The 23,089-nt window shown below is 65.0% G+C and carries 16 protein-coding genes and 1 riboswitch; of the genes, 8 read left to right on the forward strand and 8 right to left on the reverse strand.

Features of this window, described 5'->3' with window-relative positions; genetic code table 11:
* The first annotated feature begins 113 nt into the window (after positions 1-113).
* From M3I54_RS35365 to M3I54_RS35385, 5 genes are all read left to right on the forward strand, one after another.
* Positions 114-521, forward strand: a complete 408-nt coding sequence (locus M3I54_RS35365; protein WP_254344187.1) for a GreA/GreB family elongation factor — start codon at positions 114-116, stop codon at positions 519-521.
* 87 nt (positions 522-608) lie between these two features.
* Positions 609-738, forward strand: a riboswitch (TPP riboswitch).
* Positions 739-840: 102 nt separating this feature from the next.
* Positions 841-2,772 carry a phosphomethylpyrimidine synthase ThiC gene (gene thiC, locus M3I54_RS35370; protein ID WP_254344189.1) on the forward strand — a complete coding sequence of 644 codons (1,932 nt, stop codon included), beginning with the start codon at positions 841-843 and terminating at the stop codon, positions 2,770-2,772.
* A 199-nt stretch (positions 2,773-2,971) separates the two neighbouring features.
* Complete coding sequence (locus M3I54_RS35375) at positions 2,972-3,193, forward strand: glycine zipper 2TM domain-containing protein (RefSeq protein ID WP_254344191.1); 222 nt, start codon at positions 2,972-2,974, stop codon at positions 3,191-3,193.
* A 330-nt stretch (positions 3,194-3,523) separates the two neighbouring features.
* Positions 3,524-3,910, forward strand: coding sequence for a hypothetical protein (locus M3I54_RS35380; protein ID WP_254344193.1), 387 nt, complete (start codon positions 3,524-3,526; stop codon positions 3,908-3,910).
* Positions 3,911-4,141: 231 nt separating this feature from the next.
* Positions 4,142-5,740: an L-lactate permease gene (locus M3I54_RS35385; protein WP_254344195.1), complete on the forward strand. Its 1,599-nt coding sequence runs from the start codon at positions 4,142-4,144 to the stop codon at positions 5,738-5,740.
* A 107-nt stretch (positions 5,741-5,847) separates the two neighbouring features.
* Here the strand turns inward: M3I54_RS35385 and bamC are convergent, their stop codons facing one another.
* Positions 5,848-7,092, reverse strand: coding sequence for an outer membrane protein assembly factor BamC (gene bamC / locus M3I54_RS35390; RefSeq protein WP_254344197.1), 1,245 nt, complete (start codon positions 7,090-7,092; stop codon positions 5,848-5,850).
* A 364-nt stretch (positions 7,093-7,456) separates the two neighbouring features.
* Between bamC and M3I54_RS44955 the strand changes: the two genes are divergently transcribed.
* Entirely contained in the window at positions 7,457-7,729 is a 273-nt protein-coding gene (locus tag M3I54_RS44955; RefSeq protein ID WP_309249667.1) for a DUF3443 family protein, read from the forward strand.
* A gap of 131 nt (positions 7,730-7,860) precedes the next feature.
* Here M3I54_RS44955 and M3I54_RS35400 read toward each other — a convergent pair whose 3' ends face one another.
* Positions 7,861-8,445, reverse strand: a complete 585-nt coding sequence (locus tag M3I54_RS35400; protein WP_254344200.1) for a hypothetical protein — start codon at positions 8,443-8,445, stop codon at positions 7,861-7,863.
* 120 nt (positions 8,446-8,565) lie between these two features.
* On the opposite strand from M3I54_RS35400, the gene M3I54_RS35405 reads away from it, so the two are divergent.
* Both M3I54_RS35405 and M3I54_RS35410 read left to right on the forward strand, forming a co-directional pair.
* A complete protein-coding gene (locus tag M3I54_RS35405) occupies positions 8,566-10,299 on the forward strand; it encodes a VRR-NUC domain-containing protein (protein WP_254344202.1) in 1,734 nt (577 codons plus the stop codon).
* Positions 10,296-12,587, forward strand: coding sequence for an ATP-dependent DNA helicase (locus M3I54_RS35410; RefSeq protein ID WP_254344204.1), 2,292 nt, complete (start codon positions 10,296-10,298; stop codon positions 12,585-12,587). The genes M3I54_RS35405 and M3I54_RS35410 overlap by 4 nt, the downstream gene beginning before the upstream one ends.
* A 73-nt stretch (positions 12,588-12,660) precedes the next feature.
* Here the strand turns inward: M3I54_RS35410 and M3I54_RS35415 are convergent, their stop codons facing one another.
* From M3I54_RS35415 to xylA, 6 genes are all read right to left on the reverse strand, one after another.
* Positions 12,661-15,507, reverse strand: coding sequence for an ATP-dependent Clp protease ATP-binding subunit (locus M3I54_RS35415; RefSeq protein WP_254344206.1), 2,847 nt, complete (start codon positions 15,505-15,507; stop codon positions 12,661-12,663).
* Positions 15,508-15,998: 491 nt separating this feature from the next.
* A complete protein-coding gene (locus M3I54_RS35420) occupies positions 15,999-17,198 on the reverse strand; it encodes a sugar ABC transporter permease (RefSeq protein ID WP_254344208.1) in 1,200 nt (399 codons plus the stop codon).
* Positions 17,195-18,748: a D-xylose ABC transporter ATP-binding protein gene (gene xylG, locus M3I54_RS35425; protein ID WP_254344210.1), complete on the reverse strand. Its 1,554-nt coding sequence runs from the start codon at positions 18,746-18,748 to the stop codon at positions 17,195-17,197. Before xylG ends, M3I54_RS35420 begins: the two co-directional genes overlap by 4 nt.
* An 81-nt stretch (positions 18,749-18,829) precedes the next feature.
* A complete protein-coding gene (gene xylF / locus M3I54_RS35430) occupies positions 18,830-19,858 on the reverse strand; it encodes a D-xylose ABC transporter substrate-binding protein (RefSeq protein ID WP_254344212.1) in 1,029 nt (342 codons plus the stop codon).
* Between the two features lie 196 nt (positions 19,859-20,054).
* Positions 20,055-21,545, reverse strand: a complete 1,491-nt coding sequence (xylB, locus tag M3I54_RS35435) for a xylulokinase (RefSeq protein ID WP_254344214.1) — start codon at positions 21,543-21,545, stop codon at positions 20,055-20,057.
* 102 nt (positions 21,546-21,647) lie between these two features.
* A complete protein-coding gene (gene xylA / locus M3I54_RS35440; RefSeq protein ID WP_254344216.1) occupies positions 21,648-22,970 on the reverse strand; it encodes a xylose isomerase in 1,323 nt (440 codons plus the stop codon).
* Positions 22,971-23,089 lie beyond the last annotated feature (119 nt).

The raw sequence follows: 23,089 nt of genomic DNA on the forward strand, positions 1-23,089 counted from the left end.
CGGGCTCCGGGCCGATCCGTTGCGCCCCGCTGCGGCCCGCGCCCCACTGCGCGATTTCGCCCGCCAGCCCCCGCCGTTACCTCGACTTTTTCTGGATCGCAAGGAGAATCGCCATGTCGAAGAAAATCCGTTACTTCACCGAACTCGATGTCGCCCGCCTCGAGAAATGCGCCGCCGAACCCGGCGCGGCTCCCCAGCGCCAGGCCATGCTCGATGAACTGCTCGAACACGCCGTGATCGTGGAGCCGCGCGACGTAGCTGCCAATGTCGTGACGATGAACTCGCAGGTCACGCTCGTGGACGAGCGCAACGGCGAAACGCTCACGTACACCGTCGTCTATCCGCATGAGGCGAACGTCGACGCCGGGCGCCTGAACGTATTCTCGCCCGCGGGTCTCGCGCTCCTCGGCGCGAAGCGCGGCAACGCCGTGCGCTTCACGACGCCGGGCGGCGCGGTCGAAACACTGAAAATCGAACGCGTCCTGTTCCAGCCCGAAGCCTCGAAGGATTTCACACTGTAAGTTCCGCGCACACGACACACCGCGCCTGGCACATCGCACGCGCGATGGCACTTGCCAGATCGTCGCAGCGCGGTGTATCGTTTGGCCTTGCTTACGCGGGGGTCCTGCGTCATGCGCCGCATCGAACGAAAGTCGTGCAGCGTATTTCGCGGGTGAGAAATACCCTTTGAACCTGATCTGGATAATGCCAGCGCAGGGAAGCGTCCGGACTTCGCAACATCGCTCAACGCCTCACCTCATCACAGCGAAGTCCGTCCACGTTCCGTTTCGTCTCCTGCTAAGCCGCTGTTCCCACTTTGCTTTGCATGGAGAGAGACGCATGAACGCGAATCCGAAGTTCATTTCCGCCAACGCGCACGTCGACGAAGCCGCGATCGCGCCGCTGCCCAATTCCCGCAAGATCTACGTGACCGGTTCGCAGCCCGATATCCGCGTGCCGATGCGCGAGATCACGCAGGCGGATACGCCCACGGGCTTCGGCGGCGAGAAGAATCCGCCGATCTACGTCTACGACACCTCGGGTCCGTACAGCGACCCTGAGGCGAAGATCGACATTCGCGCGGGCCTGCCTGCGCTGCGTCAGGGCTGGATCGAAAAGCGCGGCGACACCGAAGCGCTGCCGGGCCTCTCCTCCGAGTACGGCCGCGAGCGCGCCGCCGACCCGGCCACGACCGAGTTGCGCTTCCTCGGCCTGCACCGCAGGCCGCGCCGCGCGAAGGCCGGCAAGAACGTCACGCAGATGCACTACGCGCGTCAGGGCATCATCACGCCGGAGATGGAATACATCGCGATTCGCGAGAACCAGCGCCGTGCCGAGTATCTGGAAAGTCTCAAGGCTAGCGGCCCGAACGGCGCGAAGCTCGCCGCGATGATGGGCCGCCAGCATCCGGGCCAGGCGTTCGGCGCAGCCGCCTTCGGCGAGAACGCGCTCAAGGAAATCACGCCCGAGTTCGTGCGCGACGAAATCGCGCGCGGCCGCGCGATCATTCCCGCGAACATCAACCACCCGGAAAGCGAGCCGATGATCATCGGCCGCAACTTCCTCGTGAAGATCAACGCGAACATCGGCAATTCGGCGGTCACCTCGTCGATTGGCGAAGAAGTCGACAAGATGACGTGGGCGATCCGCTGGGGCGGCGACACGGTCATGGACCTCTCGACCGGCAAGCACATTCACGAAACGCGTGAGTGGATCATCCGCAACTCGCCGGTGCCGATCGGCACGGTGCCGATCTACCAGGCGCTCGAAAAGGTCAACGGCAAAGCCGAAGACCTCACGTGGGAAATGTTCCGCGACACGCTCATCGAACAGGCCGAGCAAGGCGTGGACTACTTCACGATCCACGCGGGCGTGCGCCTCCAGTACGTGCCGCTCACCGCGAACCGCATGACGGGCATCGTCTCGCGCGGCGGGTCGATCATGGCCAAGTGGTGCCTCGCGCATCACAAGGAATCCTTCATTTATGAGCATTTCGAAGAGATCTGCGAAATCATGAAGGAATACGACGTGAGCTTCTCGCTCGGCGACGGCCTGCGTCCCGGCTCGATCTACGACGCCAATGACGAAGCGCAGCTCGGCGAACTGAAGACGCTCGGCGAGCTCACGCAGATCGCGTGGAAGCACGACGTGCAGGTGATGATCGAAGGCCCGGGCCACGTGCCGATGCAACTCATCAAGGAGAACATGGATCTGCAGCTCGACTGGTGCCAGGAAGCGCCCTTCTACACGCTCGGGCCGCTCACTACCGACATCGCGCCGGGCTACGACCACATCACATCCGGCATTGGTGCCGCGATGATCGGCTGGTTCGGCACGGCCATGCTCTGCTACGTCACGCCGAAGGAACACCTGGGCCTGCCGAACAAGGACGACGTGAAGGTCGGCATCATCACGTACAAGCTCGCGGCGCATGCGGCCGATCTCGCGAAGGGTCATCCGGGCGCGCAGGTGCGCGACAACGCATTGTCGAAGGCGCGCTTCGAGTTCCGCTGGGAAGACCAGTTCAACCTCGGCCTCGATCCGGACAAGGCGCGCGAGTTCCACGACGAAACGTTGCCGAAGGACTCGGCCAAGGTCGCGCACTTCTGCTCGATGTGCGGCCCGCACTTCTGCTCGATGAAGATCACGCAGGACGTGCGCGACTTCGCGGCGAAGCAAGGCGTGAGCGACGACGAGGCCCTGAAGAAGGGCATGGAAGTGAAGGCGGTTGAGTTCATCAAGCAGGGCGCCGAAATCTATCAGCGCCAGTAAGCGCTGACTTAGGGCTAACTTCGCCCCGGCGGGCGCTCGCCGTCCGCCGAAACATTTTCTAACGACTCCCACAACTCTCTGACAAGCGCACACACCCGGATACGGGTCCCATGGCTAGGATGAGGGTATCGAGGGTGCGGAACGCGCCAGCGCATGTCGCACCTCACACTCAAACGCACCATGCGTAGGGAGTCGAAAAATGAACACGCTCAAACGTGCACGCACACTACTCACAGTGACGACACTCGTCGCCGTGCTGGGCAGTCTTTGCGCTTGCGACGACATGTCGAGACGCGACCGCGATACGGTCATTGGCGCGGGCGTGGGCGGCGCGGCCGGCGCGGCGATTGGCGGCAATGCGCTCTCCACCGTGGGCGGCGCGGCGGTGGGTGGCGTGATCGGCAATCAGGTGGGCAAGTAGTAAGTGGCAAATAGGCGCTAGCGCGAGTACGAATCGACGATGCGGTTGCACGAATAGCGGCACGATCGAAGCGACGGCGCAGAACAGAAACGACACGACAGGCAACACGCCATTCAAGGCGTGAATCAGGGAAGGATGCGCGGCGCAGACCCTCACGGGCTGCGCCGCGTTTGCTTGGGTCGATGGCATTGCAGCCGCAGTGCCACGCGAAATATTTGGTTAACGAAGCACAACGCAAAGCGTGTTCGTACGGCGTAAGCTCAAACGATCAGACGGATCGTGCCTGAAGGCGATAACCTGCGCGGCCGTTAGCCAATCGCGGAGCCCGCCATGAAACGTCCGTCTGTGTTTGTGATCGCCGCCGCGAGCGCACCCCTCATGCTGTCCGGCTGTTACTACTACGCCCCCTACGGCTACGCGCCCTACTACTACGGCACCGTGCCCGTTGCGGCCACACAGCAGGAAACCGCAGTCGCGCAAACGGCGCCGAACCCCGCGCCGACCGCCGTGCCCGACGCACAGTATCCGGGGCCGCTCTATCCCTCGCCGCCCGTTGCGATCGCCGTGCCTGCGTGGCCAGCCTATCCGGCCTATCCGGCTTACCCCGCGACCTATCCTGCGTACTACTCTTACCCCGCGTACGGCTGGGGCTGGGGCGCGCCCGCTGTCTCGTTCGGCTTCGGCTACTGGGGCGGCGGCGGACACTGGCATCACTGACGCTCCCGCACCCAACCACACCGCGAAATGCACCGCAAAACGGTGCCGGACCGTACTTTCCCTCCTTGACGCACCTGTTTCGTTATCTATCCTCCAAGTGGGCTAGCGGGGATTGAAGCACCGCCTTAACTCGGCTGCCAGGCCGGGCACTGAACTCCACAGCCGACGACGCGCCCCGGCGCATGCTGCCGCACTGCAACGCCGATAACGAACCAGCATAAAGGAGACGTGATGTTCCACCAGCTGTTGACCCCTATCGGCAATTCGCTGCTGTTTTCGTTCCTCATCGCCGTGCTGCCCATTCTCACCGTGCTCGCTCTGCTCGGCTGGGCGCGCCGGCCCGCCTGGCAGGCCTCGCTCGCGGGGCTTGTGGTCGGCCTGATCGTCGCGATCGCCGGCTGGCAGTTTCCGGTCAATCTGGCGATCAGCGCCGTGCTCGCGGGCGTGGTGTTCGCTCTCTGGCCGGTGATGTGGATCGTCGTCACGGCGATCCTGCTCTACAACATCGCGCTGCGCTCGGGCCGCTTCGCGGCGTTTCGCATGTGGCTGCTCGACAATCTGCCCAACGACCGGCGCATCGTGCTCGTCGTGGTCGGCTTCTCGTTCGGCGCGTTGTTCGAAGGGATTTCCGGCTTCGGCACGCCTGTCGCCATCACGAGCTCGCTGCTCATCATGCTCGGCTTCCCGACGCTCGAGGCCCTGACCTTCACGCTGATTTTCAACACGGCGCCCGTGGCCTTCGGCGCGCTCGGCGTGCCGATCACCGTGCTCGGCGCCGTCACGCACCTGCCCGCCGATCTGCTCGGCCAGATGGTCGGCCGCCAGTTGCCGTTTTTCGCGTTGCTGCTGCCGTTCTATGTGATCGCGATCTACGCGGGAGTGGGCGGCATGCTGCGCATCTGGCCGGTGCTGCTTGTCGCGGGCGGCAGCTTCGCCCTCACGCAGTTCGTCACGGCGAACTTCATCAACTACAGCCTCACCGACGTGCTCTCGTCGCTCGTCTCGCTGATCCTCACCATCCTGTTCCTGCGCGTATGGAAGCCCGCCCCGGATCCGCGCTTCACGATCAAGGTCGATCGCGCGAGCGAAGCGCGCGGCAGCGTGTCGGGCGCAGAGGGCTGGTATCCATGGATCATCGTGTCGGCCGTCGTGATCATCTGGACCATCGCGAAGGTCTTCACGATCGGCGAGGTGAAAGTGCCGTGGCCGGGCCTCGACAAGGCCGTCTACATCACGCTCTACAACACGCCTTATGGCGCGATCTGGGACTTCCAGCCGCTCGCCACCGGCACGGCGATTCTCGTCGCGGCGATCATCACCGCGTTCGTCGTGCGCCTGAAGCCCGCCGATTTCGGCGTCGCGATCGTCGATACCTGGGTGCAGACGCGCATCGCCATCCTCACGGTCGCGACCATCGTCGGGCTCGCGTTCCTCATGAACTACTCGGGGCTCACCTATACGCTCGGGCTTGGGGTGGCTTCGGTCGGCGCGTTCTTCCCGCTCGTTTCGGCCTTCCTCGGCTGGGTCGCGGTGTTCCTCTCGGGCAGCGACACCTCGGGCAATGCGCTGTTCGGCAATCTGCAGGTGGTGGCCGCGAAACAGCTCAACCTCAATCCCATCCTGATGGCGGCGACCAACTCGTCGGGCGGCGTCATGGGCAAGATGATCTCGCCGCAGAACATCGCGACGGGCGTCGCCACCACGAACCTCAAGGGACAGGAAGGCCATGTGTTCGCGAAGACGTTCAAGCATTCGATCCTGTTGACGGTGCTGCTCGGCATCCTCGTGTGGCTGCAGCAGAACGTGCTCACCTGGATGATTCCGCACTGAGTACGGAGTGTGCGTGCATGAAAAAACCCGCCTGCGCGGCGAAGCGCAGGCGGGTTTTTCTTTTGCGGCATTCAGTCAGCCAGCTAACGCTGGCTTAAGCGCCATGCTTAGTGCAGTTCGTCGACCACGAGGCCCATGATCTCCTGCGCCGGGCGCGACGAGTCGATCTGGCCGTTGTCGTCCAGGATCGCGACGCGCGTCTGGTTATCGGTCACGGCGCGCACGTTGAGCTTGTACTGCTTCGCGACCTTTTCCTTGCGGCCGTGGAAGATCTGGTTCCAGAAGCCCTGCTCGTCCGAGCTCAGGTCCTTCGGATCGACGTAGCGCACGTAGTAGATGCCCTTCGTGCGGTCGCGATCATCCACCGTAAAGTTGGCGCGATCGAGCGCGATGCCCACGCGCACCCATGCGCGGTCGTACGGCTCGCCGAGCGTGAGTTCCGTCGAGCTGTACTGGCCCGACGTGCCCTGCGCGCCCGAGTTCGACGAGCCGCTGCCCGACTGCTGGCCCACGGCCGCGACGTTCTGCGCGGCCACGGCGGCCGCAGCGGCGTCCGGGCCCTTCTTCTGCGCGTCGGTGCTCTTGCTGTTGGCCTTGGCGTCGGCTTCGGCCGCGACCTGCGCGTCGGGCACGCCCGGCTTCGCGTTCGCGAGCGTCATCATGAGGCGCTTGAGGTACTCGGCCTCGAGCGCGGGGTCGTTGGGCTTCGGCACCCACTTGCTGGTGTCGTTGTTGGTGCCCGAGAGCTGTTCGCTCAGACCCTTCTGGCTGATGAACACATAGGTGCCGCCGGTGGGCGAGGTTTCAAGGCGCGTGCGGTACTTGTTGCGCTCGGCGGTCACGTACGAGTTGCCCGTCGCCCACGAGAGCGTGTTGCGGACCAGGCCGTCGCTGATCTTCGGATGGGTTTCGTTCCAGTCCGTTTCCATCACGCCCTTGTCGCGCTGATCGACCACGAGCAGGAAGCCTTGTTCCTGCCAGAAGCGGCGCACCTGCGCCCAGACCTGGTCGGGCGTGCGGCTGTCGACGACGAGCCAGCTTTCCGTACCGTCACGCTGGATATGCATGCCCGGCACTTGCGGAACCACCTGGCTCTCGTCGGACTGCGGCGCGGCGGCCTGGGTCTGCTTGAGCGAGGACAGCGAGGTCTCGCCGCCCTGCGGCGCGAGCGAGCGCTGGTCGGACGCTTCGTCGAGCATGTTCGGCGGCACAGCGAGCGAGGACTGCTTCGCCTTGGCGTCACTACGGTAATCGATCTTGCCTGGCGTCGGCGAGCTGCAGCCGGCGACCAGCCCGCCCGCCATCAGAAGCGCAAGCGCGCGTGCGGCAAGACGTTGATGAAAATCACTCATGTTCGGGTAATCCCTTCGGCTACGCCACGGCCAGTTTCCGTGGATCAACCAAACATTTTACCGGTCTGGCGGCCCGCTGTGCAAAAACCACGGGGTGGCACGCAATCCAGGCCCCGCATCAGCCCCGGCGACACGCGCCGGACCGTGATCGCGGCTCCCCAAACCGACCTCGCCGTACCATTCATCTACGTTCGATCCGACACGGCAAGCCTGCTGAGTCGCCGTCAATTTCCTTTAGGATCAACGCACTAACTCCAATCCACGCCAAAACGCCCCTCTGCGCTCTGCCGCCCTGCCAGCCTCAGACGCTTGCGAGGACGACCCCGGCGCTAATTTCACCTCGAAATCTCAAAAGAGCTCGACGATCACGCGCTACGGGCCCGGGTATTGCCCGAGTTCGCCTGTCAGCCTCGGCACGACGATAGCCGGCATCGACGGCGCAGGCGCTTCCGTGACCTTCCTGGTCGCGAGTTCAGCGACGCTCCTCGCCAGTGGCCACTGGGCCTTCAGCAATCTGGCTGGCTACAACGCCAACGCGTTCGGCTGGGGGCTGCCGTTCTTTTTCGGGCGGCGCGTGTTCACGGCGATCGCCTCGCAGGTCACGCCTGCAGGCAGCGGACCATTCTTCGCGCTCTGAGCGCGCCGGCGTCCACCAACGTCTCGCCCGTCACAAACGATGAAGGCCTCTTGCGAGGCCTTCATGAGCGCAGATTGCGTGTGCGACTTGCGAGGACGTAGAAACGCAACGGCGAACAGCGTGAGTTCGCCTTAGTCGTTCGCGGCGTTCGGGTCGGGCGTGGTCTTCGCGAGCTTCGGCGGCGCGAGCCAGCGGAACGTCGCGAGGCCCGACTCGTTGAACGTGCACTCCGCAGCCGCCGGCGTGACCGCGGCCTTCTTGATGCCGAGCTTCGCGGCCAGCGCCGCGACCGGCGTGGTCGGCTTGCCCTCCGGCGCGCCGGTCTGGGCGACCGGAGCGGTGGGAACCGAAATCGTGCCCGGCAGCGCCGCCGCCTGCACCATTGGCGCCGTGATCGTAGGCGCCTCGTTGGCGCTCTGCGCCGTGGTGGACACCGCTGCCGATGCCGCCGATGCCGAAGCCGCCGATGCAGTGGGCGCCGACGCAGCCGCGGCGGCCGACGCCGCGCCGTTCTCGAGTTGCCCTTCGATCACCACGCGCGCGCCACGATACGTCGTCGCGCTATGCGTGACTTTCAGGTCGCCGAGCGTCGTATCGGCAAGGCGGTTACGCATCGCCTCTTCGCAGCTGCTGGTATTGCGGTACTGCGCCGCGCATCCCGCGAGCAGGGTGACGGCGACCGCGAGGCCGGCGAAGCATGCGTTACGTTTGTTCATCGCTAATCCGTTTTTCAGGCTGCGGCAATTGTAGCGTACAGGGCGGGGAATCCCTTACGGCGCTCGCGCTCACGTGCGACCCTGCTATCATCGCTGCTGTATATCCGTACAGTGCCGCGCGTGCTTCCCGACTCTCCCGATCCGTTCTACTACCTCGCGAACTTCGAGCGTGCGCTAGCGTGGCTCGATGTGCGCTGCGCCGACCTGTTCGACGACGCCGAGCGCCGCTTCGCCGACAATTTCGCCCAGATGCCGCACGCGTCGCGCGCGCTCTTCGTGCGCATGCTGATGCGCAAGGGACCCCATTTCCGCGCGAGCCGTCTCGCGTACGACGAGATCGGCTGCCCGCGCGCGGCGGCGGTCCCGCTCGTCGCGGCGGGTTGGCTCGACGACGCGCCCGCACTCGATCTCGACGCGCTCGCCGCGCTGGTAACGAAAGCCGAATTGCAGGCGCTCGCCGCGCGCCTTGGCATCGCGCTCGAATCGCGCACCACGCGCGCGGCAACGCTCGAGGTGCTCGACGCACACTATGCCGCCTCGCCCGAGCCGCGCGACTGGCATGCGTGGTTCCCGGCCTCGCCCGACACCGTGCTGCTGTTCGCGAGCGCCCCGCTCTGCGAGCGCCTGCGCCTCATGTTCTTCGGCAACCTGCATCAGGACTGGTCAGAGTTCGTGCTCGCCGACCTCGGCGTCTATCGCTACGAAAGCGTGCCCTTCGACCGCGCCTCGCGCGCGTTCCAGCGACGCGAAGACGTCGACACGTATCTGGCGCTGCGCGATTGCCGCGACGGACTCGAGCGTGCCGCTGAGGCCATGGACTTCGACGCTGCCGCCGCCATCGCCGGAACACTCGAAGCGCTCGACGCGCTGGCCCCGCGCACGCAAGCCAACGCGTGGCTGCGCGCTCGCCACGACAAGCTGCGTCACGCTGCGGGGCTCGCCGCCGAGCGTGCGGGCGAACCCGAACTCGCGTGGCGCGCTTATCTCGACTGCGGTCATCCCGAATCGCGCTACCGCCGCGTGCGCGTGCTCGAACAACTGAACCGCCGCGAGGAAGCGCTGGCGCTCGCGCAGACCATCGCCGATGCGCCGGAAAACGAAGAGGAAGCGCAGCGCGCGGCACGCACACTCGGGCGTCTCGCGCGCACGCGGGCGAAGTCGAAGACGAGCGCCGAGCCAGGGTTCGCGCAGCTCGAACTCACGCTGCCCGCGGCACCTGGCGTGCTCCGCGTCGAGGAGGCGGCCCGCATTGCACTCGCCACGCCGCAAGCGCCTGTGTTCTATGTCGAGAACACGCTGATCAACGCGCTCTTCGGTCTACTCTGCTGGCCCGCGCTGTTCGCGCCGCTGCCCGGCGCGTTCTTCCATCCGTTCCAGCGCGGCCCTGCCGACCTGCACGCCGCGGACTTCGTCGCACGCCGCGCTGCGCAGTTCGAAACATGCCTCACCGAACTCGAAACGCACGCCTACCGCGACTCGATTCTGCGGCGCTATGCGGAAAAATCCGGCACCCAGTCACCTTTCGTCGCGTGGCCCGCATTGAGCGACGAACTGCTCACGCTCGCCCTCGACTGCTTCCCCGCCGCGCATCTGCGCCTGTGGTTCGAGCGGCTGCTGCGCGAACCCGTTGCCAACCGCTCGGGCCTGCCCGATCTCGTGCGCTTCTGGCCGCGCGAGCGGCGCTATGAACTGATCGAGGTGAAAGGCCCCGGCGACCGTCTGCAGGACAACCAGCGCCGTTGGCTTGCCTGGTGCGTGCAGCACGGCATGCCGGTTTCCGTGTTGCAGGTGCGCTGGCCCAACCTGCCCGACGAAGCCAACGACAGCGCCGCCCAGGCACGGCGCGCGCCATGAGCTACACCGTCGCCGTGCGCACGCTGTGCGAGTTCACCGCGAAGCGCGGCGACCTCGACTTGCGCTTCACGCCCTCGCCCGACGCAAGCGACGGCCGCGCCGGCCACGCCGCCATCGCCGCACGCCGCCCGACTGGCTACGAGACGGAGATCGCACTCTCCGGCACGTTCGAATCGCTGAGCGTGCGCGGCCGCGCCGACGGCTACGATCCCGCGCGCCGTAGGCTCGAAGAATTCAAGACCTATCGCGGCGACCTCGATGCGATGCGCGAGAATCAGCGCGCACTGCACTGGGCGCAGTTGCGCGTCTACGGCGCGCTCCTGTGCGACAAACTCGGCCTCGATGCGCTCGAACTCGCGCTCGTGTACTACGACATCGGTTCGGGCCACGAGACCGCGCTCGTCGAGCATGCGAGCGCGTCGGAATTGCGCGCCGCGTTCGAAACGCAATGCCGTCGTTTCGTTGCATGGGCCGAACAGGAAAGCGCACACCGTGCCGCGCGCGACGCCGCGCTCGGCACGCTGCGCCTGCCGCATCCGCAGTTTCGACACGGCCAGCGCGATCTTGCCGAAGCCGTCTGGCGCGCGGCGACACAGGGGCGCTGTCTGCTCGCGCAGGCGCCCACCGGCATCGGCAAGACCATCGGCACACTCTTTCCGCAGTTGAAGGCTTGCCCGCGCGCGGCGATCGACAAGGTCGTGTTTCTGAGCGCGAAAAGCTCAGGGCGTCAGTTGGCGCTCGATGCGCTGGCGACGCTGACAAGCGCGCAAGACGAAGCAAGCGCTGATGCGCAACGTAAGAACGTACCCGTGCGCGTGCTCGAACTCGTTGCGCGCGAGAAGTCTTGCGAGCATCCCGAAGCGGCATGTCATGGCGAATCATGCCCGCTCGCGCGCGGCTTTTACGACCGTCTGCCGGCTGCGCGTGCCGCGGCGCTCGAACGCGTGCGGCTCGATCGCGCAGCACTGCGCGAAGTGGCGAGCGAGCATGCCGTCTGCCCCTACTACCTTGGCCAGGAACTCGCGCGCTGGAGCGACGTGATCGTCGGCGACTACAACTACTGGTTCGACGCGAGCGCCATGCTGTTCATGCTCGCCGCGCACAACCAGTGGCGCGCGAGCGTGCTCGTGGACGAAGCACACAACCTCCCCGAGCGCGCCCGCGCGATGTATTCGGCGGAACTCGTGCAAACGCGCATCGACGCCGTGCGCCGCGCCGCGAGCGCACCCCTCAAGCGCGCACTTGCGCGCCTGCAGAAGCACTGGAACGCACAAAACGCCGTGCAGCCCGGCGCCTGGCGCGCGAGCGACACCTTGCCCGAAGGCCTCGTCGCCGCGCTTGGTGACGTGATCGGTGCGATCGGCGACCAGCTCGCCGAACCCGCGCTCGTGCGCGACCCCGAACTCGAGCGCTTCTATTTCGACGCCCTGCACTTCACGCGCATTGCCGAACGCTTCGATACGCATTCGCTCTTCGACGTCACGCCATTGGCGCATCAGAACGCGTGCCGCCCGCGTTCTACGATCGCGATCCGCAACATCGTGCCGGCGGATGCCTTGCGCCCACGCATCGCCACGGCGCACAGCATCACGCTCTTTTCAGCGACGCTTTCGCCCACGCACTACTACAGCGACATGCTCGGCCTGCCCGCCAACACGGTGAGCATCGACATCGACACGCCGTTTCGCGCCGAGCAGCTCGACGTACACATCGCCCGCCATATCTCGACGCGTTATAAGGACCGCGAACGTTCGCTCGAGGCGCTGGTTGCGCGCGTGGCCGCGCAATTTGCCGAGCGGCCCGGCAACTATCTGTGCTTTTTCAGCAGCTACGACTATCTGCAGCAAGCCGCCGATGCGTTTGCGGTGCGGCATCCGGAGGTGGACGTCTGGCTCCAGTCGCGCACCATGGACGAGGTGGCCCAGCAGGCCTTCGTCGCGCGCTTCGTGGAAGGCGGCTGCGGCATTGGTTTCGCAGTGCTGGGCGGCGCGTTCGGCGAAGGCATCGATCTGCCGGGGACGCGCCTCATCGGCACGTTCATCGCGACGCTCGGCATGCCGCAGGTGAACGCCGTGAACGAGGCGATGCGCGCACGCATGGATACGCTCTACGGAGATGGCTTCGACTACACCTACCTGATTCCGGGCCTGCGCAAGGTCGTGCAGGCCGCGGGGCGCGTGATCCGCACCGAGCACGATCGCGGCGTCGTGCACCTGCTGGACGACCGCTTCGCGCAGCCCGGCGTGCGCGCGCTGCTGCCTGCGTGGTGGCGCGTCGCCGCCAATTGATCTGGATTCCGGATCATTCTTGATGTAACAATGCTGGCGCACTTTTCGGTGCGCCAGCCGTTTCTCCACTCGATCAAGCAGGCTTCGCCTTGCCTGCGCCCTTGCCGCTCTTCTTCGGCGGCGGCGGGTCGCCTTCCATGTCGTCGGCGGCAATTTCGCTCGCGACTTCATCGACAGGCGGCGTCGCCGCTTTCTTCTCCTTCTTCGCCGGCTTGTTCTCCTTCACGTCGGGCGGCACGGCGATTTTGCTGATCGTGACGTCGTCGTTCGTCCCGTCGTAGCCGATCTCGACGGTATCGCCCGATTGCAGCGCGTCGCCGAGTATCTCTTTGGCAAGACGCGTTTCCACTTTCTGGCGAATCTGCCGCTTGAGTTCGCGCGCGCCGAACTCTGGCTGATAGCCGGCCTCCACGAGATGATCGACGAGCGTCTGGCCCATCAAGAGCGTGATGCCCTGCGCGGCCGCCGTGCGCGTGACGCGTTCGAGCTGAATCTTCACGATCGCGCGGATGTTCTCGCGCGAGAGCGCATGAAACACGATGATTTCATCGATGCGATTGAGGAACTCGGGCCGGAAATGGCCCTTGAGCACCTTCATAAGCTCCGCACGGATCGTCTTGTCGTCGAGGCGCGACTTCTCGGGGCGCTCGAGGTTGTCCATGATGATCGACGCACCCAGGTTGCTCGTGGCGATCAGAATCGTGTTGCTGAAGTCGACCACGCGACCTTTGCCGTCGGTGAGCCGCCCGTCGTCGAACACTTGCAGCAGCACGTTGTAGACGTCGGCGTGCGCCTTCTCGATCTCGTCGAGCAGAATCACGCTGTACGGGCGGCGCCGCACGCGCTCAGTGAGCTGACCGCCCTCGTCGTAGCCCACGTAGCCCGGCGGCGCGCCAATGAGCCGCGCCACGGCATGGCGCTCCATGTACTCGCTCATGTCGATGCGGATGATGGCCTGCTCGTCGCCGAACACGGTTTCCGCAAGCGCCTTTGCAAGCTCGGTCTTGCCTACGCCGGTCGGCCCGAGGAACAGGAAGGTCGCGATCGGCCGGTTCGACTGACCGAGACCCGCGCGCGAAAGGCGCACGGCGTCGCTCACGGCGACCACGGCGTCTTGCTGGCCTATCACGCGCTCGCGCAGCGTCTCTTCCATCTTGAGCAACTTCTGGCGCTCTTCCTGGGTAAGATCCGCGACCGGAATGCCGGTAAACCGCGACACGACCTCGGCAATCGACGCCACCGTGACTTCGAGCGTTTCCGAACCCGTCTTGCGCTGCCACGCCTCGGTCAGCTCTTCGAGTTTTTCCTGCTTCTCGTTGATGCGCTCCTCGAAACCCTTGGCCTCGTCGAAGCGCTTGCGTGAAGCTGCGTAGTCCTGTTCGCGCTTGAGTTGCGCGATCTCCGCTTCGAGTTCCTGCATCTCGGCGGGACGCGAAGTCGAGCCGATACGCACGCGCGCAGCCGCCTGATCGATGAGATCGATCGCCTTGTCGGGCAAAAAGCGCGACGTGATGTAGCGATCCGACAGCTCGGCGGCGGCCACGAAGGCGTCGTCGGCGAAGGTCACCTGATGGTGGGCTTCGAGCTTGTCGCGCAGGCCGCGCAGGATCACGATGGTTTGCTCGACCGTGGGCTCCGGCACGAGCACGGGCTGAAAGCGCCGTTCGAGCGCCGCGTCTTTCTCGATGTACTTTTGATACTCGTTGAGCGTCGTAGCGCCAATGAGACTCAACTCGCCGCGCGCCAGAGCGGGTTTGAGCACGTTGGCGATGTCGAGCCCGCCTTCGCCGCCACCCTGCCCCGCGCCGACGATCGTGTGCAATTCGTCGATGAAGAGAATCAACTCGTCGTGTTTTGCAGTCACCTCGTCGATCAGTTGCTTTGCGCGCTCCTCGAACTCACCGCGGTATTTCGCGCCCGCGACCATCGAATTGATGTTCACCTCCACAAGCCGCTTGCCGCGCAGCACCTCCGGCACGTCGCCATTGACGATGCGCTGTGCGAGCCCTTCCACGATAGCGGTCTTGCCCACGCCCGGCTCGCCGATCAGCACCGGGTTGTTCTTCTTGCGCCGCGCGAGCACCTCGATCGTGCTCTCGATTTCCTGCGCGCGACCCAGCACCGGATCGAGCTTGCCTTGCCGCGCCATGGCCGTCAGGTCGCGGCCGAACTTGTCGAGCGTGGGCGTGCCCGTCGGCGCATCCACGCGGCCATCCTCCGCGCCCTTGCCTACCACCTTCACGACCTTCTGGCGCAGCGCCTCGGGCGTCACGCCGTACTTCTTGAGCAGCGCGCCCGCAATGCTGTCGGGCACCGCGGCAAGACCGATCAGCAGATGCTCGGGGCCAACGTACGAGTGACCGAGATCGCGCGATGCCTGAAACGCGAACTGAAATGCCTTTTTCAGGCGCGGCGAAATCGTCATCTTGTCGATGGTGGCGTCGGGCGAAGCCGTACCCTTTTGCGCATGCTGATCGATATAGCCTTTGATGTCCTGCGGCGAGAGCTTCAACTCCTTCAGGAGCGCTGCGCAAACGTCGGTGTCTGCCAGCACGTACAGCAGGTGTTCCGTGTCGAGTTCATTGCGCTGCAATTCATGGGCTTTTTCCGCGGCGCGCTGCAGGATTTCGAGCGTCTGCTCGCTGAACGCATCGGTCGCATCCACGGATTCCCGGGGCACCTCGGCGGCGAGGTCGTGCCCCTCGTCGTCGTGCTCGTCCTCCCCGCCTTGTGCGCCGAAAAAGCGCGACAGGCCGCTGCCGCCCAGCAGCGAATCGAACGGGTTGAGCATGCTTTGGTGACGCATCAGTTGGCGGTAGTCGTAGTCGCAGATCGACATGGACTTGCGCTGCCCGTTTTGCACGACAGTCACGCGCGCGACTGCAGGCCGGGTATTACATATTTCGCAAAGAGTGGGCATGGTCGGCTTGTCTCCGGAGGATCGGAATCGCGCCGCGGAAGTTGACAAAACGCTGGCACAACCTCGCGGTGAGATTCGGTGCAACGCGACAGCGCATGCGACGGTTGCACCAGCAAAGCGACAAATCGGCGAGCACGCGCTGGAACACCATTGCGGCGCAGTGCTGTGGCTGACGATGACCTTGCGGACGGAATGATTCGCGCACATCGCGTGCGTAGGCCGCCCTGCACAGGTGCGAACGATTGTGGCAGGAAACGATCGCCAGCGCGTCGAATATGCGCCGCTCAGTGCGAGGTTCCTGATCGGCTACAGCAAAGAAAAAGGGCGGGACATGAGTCCCGCCCTGAGAGCGCGCTCGGGGCGCGCGAGGAGAGCAACTGCGCGTAACAGTCATCCGCAAGAGAGGCGTCGCGGTGTCACGCGCGATGCGAGAACACGGTCATCATTTTCACAGCACCACCAGGTTTGCAATCGTGTCTGCCACGCGTTTCTCAGCGGCGGTTCGAGCCCGACACCACGTCGATCCACACCGCAAGCACGAGAATGCCGCCCTTCACAATCATCTGCCAATACGCGTCCACGTCGAGCATCGACATGCCGTTGTCGAGGCTCGCCATCACGAGTGCGCCGATCAGCGCGCCATACACGGTGCCCGAACCGCCGCGCATCGACGTGCCGCCGATAAAGCAGGCCGCGATCGCGTCGAGCTCGCCCATCGTGCCCGCCGAGGGCGAACCCGCCGCGAGACGTGCTGTATTGACGATGCCCGCGAACGCACACATGAGACCCATGAGCGCGAAGATGGCGAGCTTCACGCGGTTCGTGTTGACGCCCGAAAGACGCGTCGCTTCGAGGTTCGAGCCCACCGCATAGATGCGCCGGCCGAACACGGTTTGCGTGGCGATCCATGTGAAGATACCGAGCAACGCGAGCAGCAGCAGCACGGGCACCGGAATGCCGCCATAGCTGTCGAGCATCAGCACGAATGCAAGCAGGATCGCGCCCGCGCCGACGATCTTCACGCCGTCCTGCCAGAGCGGCACGACGCTCAGCTGATAGCGCCTGCGGTTCGCGCGTTGGCGCACCGTGAGCACGGCGAGCAGCACGAAGAGCGCGAGCGCCAGCACGTCGCCCGCCACGCGCGGCAAATAGCCCTGGCCGAGAAACACGAAGTGATCGGACACCGGCGCAATGGTCGAGCCGCCCGTGATGCCGAGCAGCACGCCGCGAAACGCGAGCATGCCGCCGAGACCCACGATGAACGACGGCACGCGACGGTACGTCGACCACCAGCCGTTGAAGAGTCCGACGAGCACGCCAAGCACGAGCACCACCGGCACGGTCACGCCGATAGGCCAGCCGCGATTCACGTCGAGAATCGCAGCGACGCCGCCGAGCAGGCCCAGCAGCGAGCCGACCGAAAGATCGATCTCGCCCGCGATGATGACGAACACCATGCCGCACGCGAGCATGCCGGTAATCGACATCTGCCGCAGCAGGTTCGACACGTTGCGCGGCGTGACGAACGCGCCATGCGTGAGCAGCGAAAAGAACAGCCAGATCACGGCCACTGCGAGCAGCAGTGCGAGGATCTTGTAACGCGCGAAGAGTTGCTGGAAACGCATGGCGATGCCATTACCGCCTTGCGGTAGGTCTTCGCGTGCGCCTTGGGTCGTGACGTCGGGGGTCATACTGCACTCGCTGTATCGGGTTGGGCGCGCACGCTCTGGATCGCCGCGCCAAGAATGTCTTCCTGCGTGAGGTCGTCATTGACGAAGTCGCCACGCAACTCGCCTTCGCCGATCACGAGCACGCGGTCGCTGATGCCCAGCACTTCGGGCAGTTCGGACGACACCATCACGATCGCCACGCCGCGTTTGGCCAGCTGGAAGATCAGCTTGTAGATTTCGTACTTCGCGCCGACGTCCACGCCGCGCGTCGGCTCGTCGAGGATCAGCACCTTCGGGTCGGTGAGCAGCATCTTGGTGAGCACCGCCTTCTGCTGATTGCCGCCCGAGAGGCTCGCAATCGAAAGCATGGGGTTCGCCGCGCGCACCGAAAGGCGCTGCATTTCCGTGCGGATCGTATCGAGTTCGGCGGCCGTGTCGATGCGCCCGTGCCGGGAAAAGCGTTGCAGCACCGAGAGCGTGATGTTGTGGCCCACGCCCAGTTGCGGCACGATGCCGTGGCGTTTGCGGTCCTCGGGCACCATGGCGATGCCCGCGTTGATCGCGTCGAGCGGCGAACGGATTTTCAACGGCTTGCCTTCGAGCAGAACCGTGGCCGTGCATGTGCCCGCATACGCACCGAAGATCGCCTGCATCGTTTCCGTTCGGCCCGCGCCAACGAGCCCGGCCACGCCCAGGATCTCGCCACGACGCACCGAGAACGAGACGTCGTCCACACGCTTGCGGCGCGGGTTCGTCACGTCGTAGCAGGTCACGTTGCGGGCCTCGAACACGACCTCGCCAATGTCATGCGGCTCGCGCGGAAAGAGATTGCGGATCTCACGCCCCACCATCAACGCAATGATGCGGTCGGTGGTGAGCGTCGCCATCGGCTCGGTGGCCACGTGACGGCCGTCGCGAATCACGCTCACGGTGTCGCACACCGCTTCGACCTCGTCGAGCTTGTGCGAGATGTAGACGCACGCTACGCCGCGGCGCTTCAAGTCGCGCACGATGTCGAGCAGGATCTTCGTTTCCGCCGCCGTGAGCGAAGACGACGGCTCGTCGAGAATCAGCAGTTTCGCGCGCTTGTTCAGCGCCTTCGCGATCTCGATGAGCTGTTGATGGCCGCCGCCATAGTTCATCACCGGCTGCGCCACGTTGATGGCGTCGATGTTCAGTTCGCGCAGCAATTCGTCGGCGCGCTGGTACATCGCCGCGTAGTTCATGCGGCCGCCCGGGAGCGTGATTTCGTTGCCGAGAAAGATGTTCTCGGCAACGGAAAGCTCGGGCACGAGCATCAGCTCCTGGTGGATGATGACGATGCCCGCGCGTTCGGTGTCGCGCACGCTTTGCGCCTCGAGCGGCGCGCCTTCCCAACGGATCTCGCCGCTCCAGGTGCCGTGCGGGTAGACGCCCGAGAGCACTTTCATGAGCGTGGATTTGCCGGCGCCGTTCTCGCCGCACAGGCCCACGCATTCGCCGGGCCGCACCGTGAGGTCGATGCCGTCGAGCGCTTTCACGCCCGCAAAGGACTTGACGATGCCGCGCATCGTCAGCAAGGGTTCGGTCATACGCTGGTTACTCGCTGCGATGGCCCGCGCGCGATGCAGTGGCTACACTCGTGGCGCGCGCGGGCCGTCAGGCCAAAAGCGTTACTGGCTTGCCAGTTGCGCCTGCGTATAGAAGCCGTCCTTCACGACGACGTCCACGTTGCTTTTCGTGAGCAGCGTCGGCTGCAGCAGCACCGTATCGACCTTCTTCTTGCCGTTGTCGTACTGCGCGTTATACGCGGGCTTCTGGCCCCTCGCGAGATCGACAGCGAGCTTCGCGGCTTCGCCCGCGATGAGCTTGAGCGGCTTGTAGACCGTCATGGTCTGCGTGCCCGCCACCACGCGCTTGACCGCCGCGAGGTCTGCGTCCTGGCCCGACACCGGCACCTTGCCCGCGAGATGCTGCGCGGCGAGCGCCTGAATCGCGCCGCCCGCGGTGCCGTCGTTCGAGGCGACGACTGCGTCGATCTTGTTGTTGTTCGCGGTGAGCGCGTCTTCCATGACGCGCAGCGCCGTCGAAGCGCTCCACTCCGGCACCCACTGCTGGCCGACCACCTTGATGTCGCCACGGTCGATGGCAGGCTTGAGGACCTTCAGTTGTCCTTCACGCAGCATCTTCGCGTTGTTGTCGGTAGGCGCGCCGCCCAGCAGGAAGTAATTGCCCTTGGGCTGCGCGTCGTAGACACCCTTCGCCTGCAGCTCGCCCACCTTCTCGTTGTCGAACGAGATGTACGCGTCGATATCGGCGTCGAGAATCAGGCGGTCATACGAAACGACCTTGATGCCAGCCTTCTTCGCTTCGGCGACGACATTGCCGAGCGTCTTCGAGTTGAACGGCACGATCACGATGACGTCTACGCCACGCGAAATGAGGTTTTCGATCTGCGAGATCTGGCGTTCTTCGCTAGCATCGGCCGACTGCACCGACACCTTCGCGCCCATCTTTTCCGCGGCAGCGACGAAGTAGTCGCGGTCGCGCGACCAGCGCTCGACACGCAGGTCGTCGATGCAGAAGCCGATCTCGGGATGGTCCTTGCTCGCGTGCGCAAGCGGTGCGGCAAGCGACAGGCTCGCGAGCACGGCCCCGCATACGAGCGAACTCAGAACCGAACGACGTTTGGCGAAATTCATGTCTCCATACTCCTCTTGATGCCGATGCGCGGGCGCGCGCGAACGCGTCGCCGCCGCGGCGATGGTTTTCAGGTTGTTGCCGATGCAATTGCGGAACACACGCGAAACGGCATCGCGTGCGGTATAACCGTAGGACTACCAATCGACTGCACGACTACACTGGCCGTGCAGTTTTTTTCTTCGCCGGCGCCTTTCGTCAGGCGCCGGTTGCGAAAACCGGTTCGAGCGCGCGATACAGCGCGCCAAAGGTTGGACGGCGCGCCTCGCGATACCAGGCGTGGCGAGCGGCGTCAGGTTCACGAACCGCCAGCACGGGCGGCTGCGGGCACACTTCGTCGAGCGTCGCACCCGGTTCGAGCGCGAGATGCGCGAGGCGCGCGGCGCCCAGCGCCGGCCCCACTTCACCGCCCGCGCGCAACGTGAGCGCGCGGCCGCTGATATCGGCGAGCATCTGCGTCCACCAGACGCTGCGCGAGCCGCCGCCAATGACGGTGATCGTGTCCGGCACGAGCCCCGCCGCGTGCAACGCGTCCATGCCGTCGAGCAGCGCGAAACCTACGCCTTCCAATGTTGCGTTGGCCAGATCGGCACGCGAGGTCTGCGGGGTCATGCCGTAGAACACGCCCTTCGCGTTGACGTTGTTGTGCGGCGTCCGCTCGCCGCTGAGATACGGCAGGAACCACGGCCGGCGCGCGTCGCGCTCGGCGTTCGAGTTCGCTTGCGCGTCGGCGAGCAACGCGCCGACGCTTTCGTAGCCCGTCAACTGCGCCGTGAAGTCGAGGCAACTGGCTGCGTTGAGCATCACGGACATCAGGTGCCACGTGTGCGGCAACGCATGGCAGAAGCTGTGCACGGCGGAATCGGGATTGGCGAGAAAGCCGTCCGAGACTGCGAAATAGACGCCCGAAGTGCCGAGCGAAAGCATTGCATCGCCGGGCCGCACGATGCCCACGCCCACGGCACCCGCCGCGTTGTCGCCACCGCCCGCCACGACCGGAATTTCGCGCAGACCGAATTGCCGGGCGAGTTCGGGCCGCAGCGTGCCCGTCACCTGGTTGCCTTCGAACGCGTCGGGCATTTGTGCCCGCGTGAGGCCGCACGCCGCAAGCAAGGTCTCGCTATAGTCGCGCTTCGCGATGTCGAGCCACAGCGTGCCGGCGGCGTCGGACGGATCGGTGGCGAACACGCCCGTGAGCAGCCAGCGCAAATAGTCCTTCGGCAACAGCACGTGCGCGATGCGCGTGAAGATCTCCGGCTCGTGCTTGCGCACCCAAAGCAGCTTCGGCGCCGTAAAGCCCGGCATCGCGAGATTGCCCGCAATCGCATGCAACTGCGGTACGTCGCGTTCCAGCTCGATACATTCGGTATCCGAACGACCGTCGTTCCACAGAATTGCGGGACGAAGCACCTCGCCCTGCGCGTCGAGCAGTGTCGCGCCGTGCATCTGGCCGGTCAGGCCGAGCGCCTCGATGCGTGCCGGGTCGATGCCGCGCCCGCGCGCCTCGGCGATGAGTGCACGCAATGCGCTCTGCGTGGCGAGCCACCAGTCTTGCGGCGCCTGCTCGGACCAGCGCGGCTGTGGCCGGCTCACGGTGAGCGGCGCGCTCGCGCTGCCGAGCACATCGCCCGCGCGGTCGAGCAGCACCGCCTTCACGCCCGACGTGCCGAGGTCGATACCGATGAACATGTCTCCGTCCCACTCTTTTGCGTCAGTTTGCCTTCAACGGCAAGCGGCGCAATTGCGAATTTGACGGCGCGCACTAATGTTTTTTCGCGCGCCGTGGCACGGCTAGCGCTGGCCGTAGACGGCCTGGTTCACGACATTCTCTAGCCGCTCCTGCTGGCCGCTCGCGTGCTGCGGATTCATGCCGTGCGCGAGTGCGTCGGCGGCGAGCGACGAGAGCGAATAACCACCCGCGAGAATCTTGCGGCCGAACTCGTTGTCCCAGCCCGCGTAACGCTGACTACGGAACTGCTCGAGCCGGTCGTTTTCCACGAGCGCAGCACCGCGCTCGAGCGCCAGCGCGAGCACGTCGATCGCGCCCACGTGACCATAGAACAGGTCTTCCGGATCGATGCTCGAGCGGCGCACCTTCGCGTCGAAGTTCATGCCGCCCGTGGTAAAGCCGCCGTGGCGCAGGATCTCGTAGAACGCGAGCGTCAGTTCTTCGACGCTGTTCGGGAACTGGTCCGTGTCCCAGCCATTTTGCGGATCGCCGCGATTCGCGTCGACGCTGCCGAACACGCCTAGCGCGAACGCCGTCGCGATTTCGTGATGGAAAGAGTGGCCTGCGAGCGTCGCGTGATTCGCCTCGATATTCACGCGGATTTCGTTTTGCAAACCGTATTGCGTGAGGAAGCCGTGCACCGTCGCAACGTCGTAGTCGTACTGGTGCTTGGTCGGCTCTTGCGGCTTCGGCTCGATCAGCAGCGTGCCGGTGAAACCGGTGCGGTGCTTGTGCTCGACCACCATCGAAAGGAAGCGTGCGAACTGCTCGCGTTCGCGCTTGAGGTCGGTATTGAGCAGCGTGTCATAGCCTTCGCGGCCGCCCCAAAGCACGTAGTTCTCGCCGCCCAGCTTGCGCGTCGCGTCGAGCGCATGACAAACCTGAGTGGCCGCGTACGCGAAGACTTCGGGGTTGGGGTTCGTGGCGGCGCCTCCGGCGTAGCGCGGATTCGAAAACAGGTTGGCGGTGCCCCAGAGCAGCTTCACGCCGCTCGCCTGCTGGCGCTCGCCGAGATAGTCGACCATGCGCTTGAAGTTTTCCGTGTAGTCCTTCAGGTCCTTGCCTTCAGGAGCGACATCGGTGTCGTGGAACGTGTAATAAGGTGTGCCCAGCTTCGAGAAAAACTCGAACGCCGCGTCGGCCTTCTGGTGTGCGCGCTCCATGGCGTCGCCGGGCTGCTGCCACGGGCGGTGAAACGCCCCCTGCCCGAAGATATCGTTGCCGGGCCAGACGAACGAGTGCCAGTAGCACACCGCGATGCGCAGATGCTCTTCGAGCGTCTTGCCGAGCACCTTCCTGGTATGGTCGTAGTGATGGTACGCAAGCGGGTTGTCCGACTGCGGGCCTTCGTATCGAATGGCGGGGATATGTTCGAAATACGACATGATGTCTCCAATGTTGTTGCAGCGCAGCGGCGCAGCGTGCATCCCTCTGTGTGACGTCATACTGCCCGCGACGCGCAAAGCGCGGCAATTGCGAAATTGCGTGAGAGCTTTAACGTTTC

This window comes from Paraburkholderia sp. CNPSo 3274, assembly GCF_024206475.1.
In the GTDB taxonomy this organism is placed as follows: domain Bacteria; phylum Pseudomonadota; class Gammaproteobacteria; order Burkholderiales; family Burkholderiaceae; genus Paraburkholderia.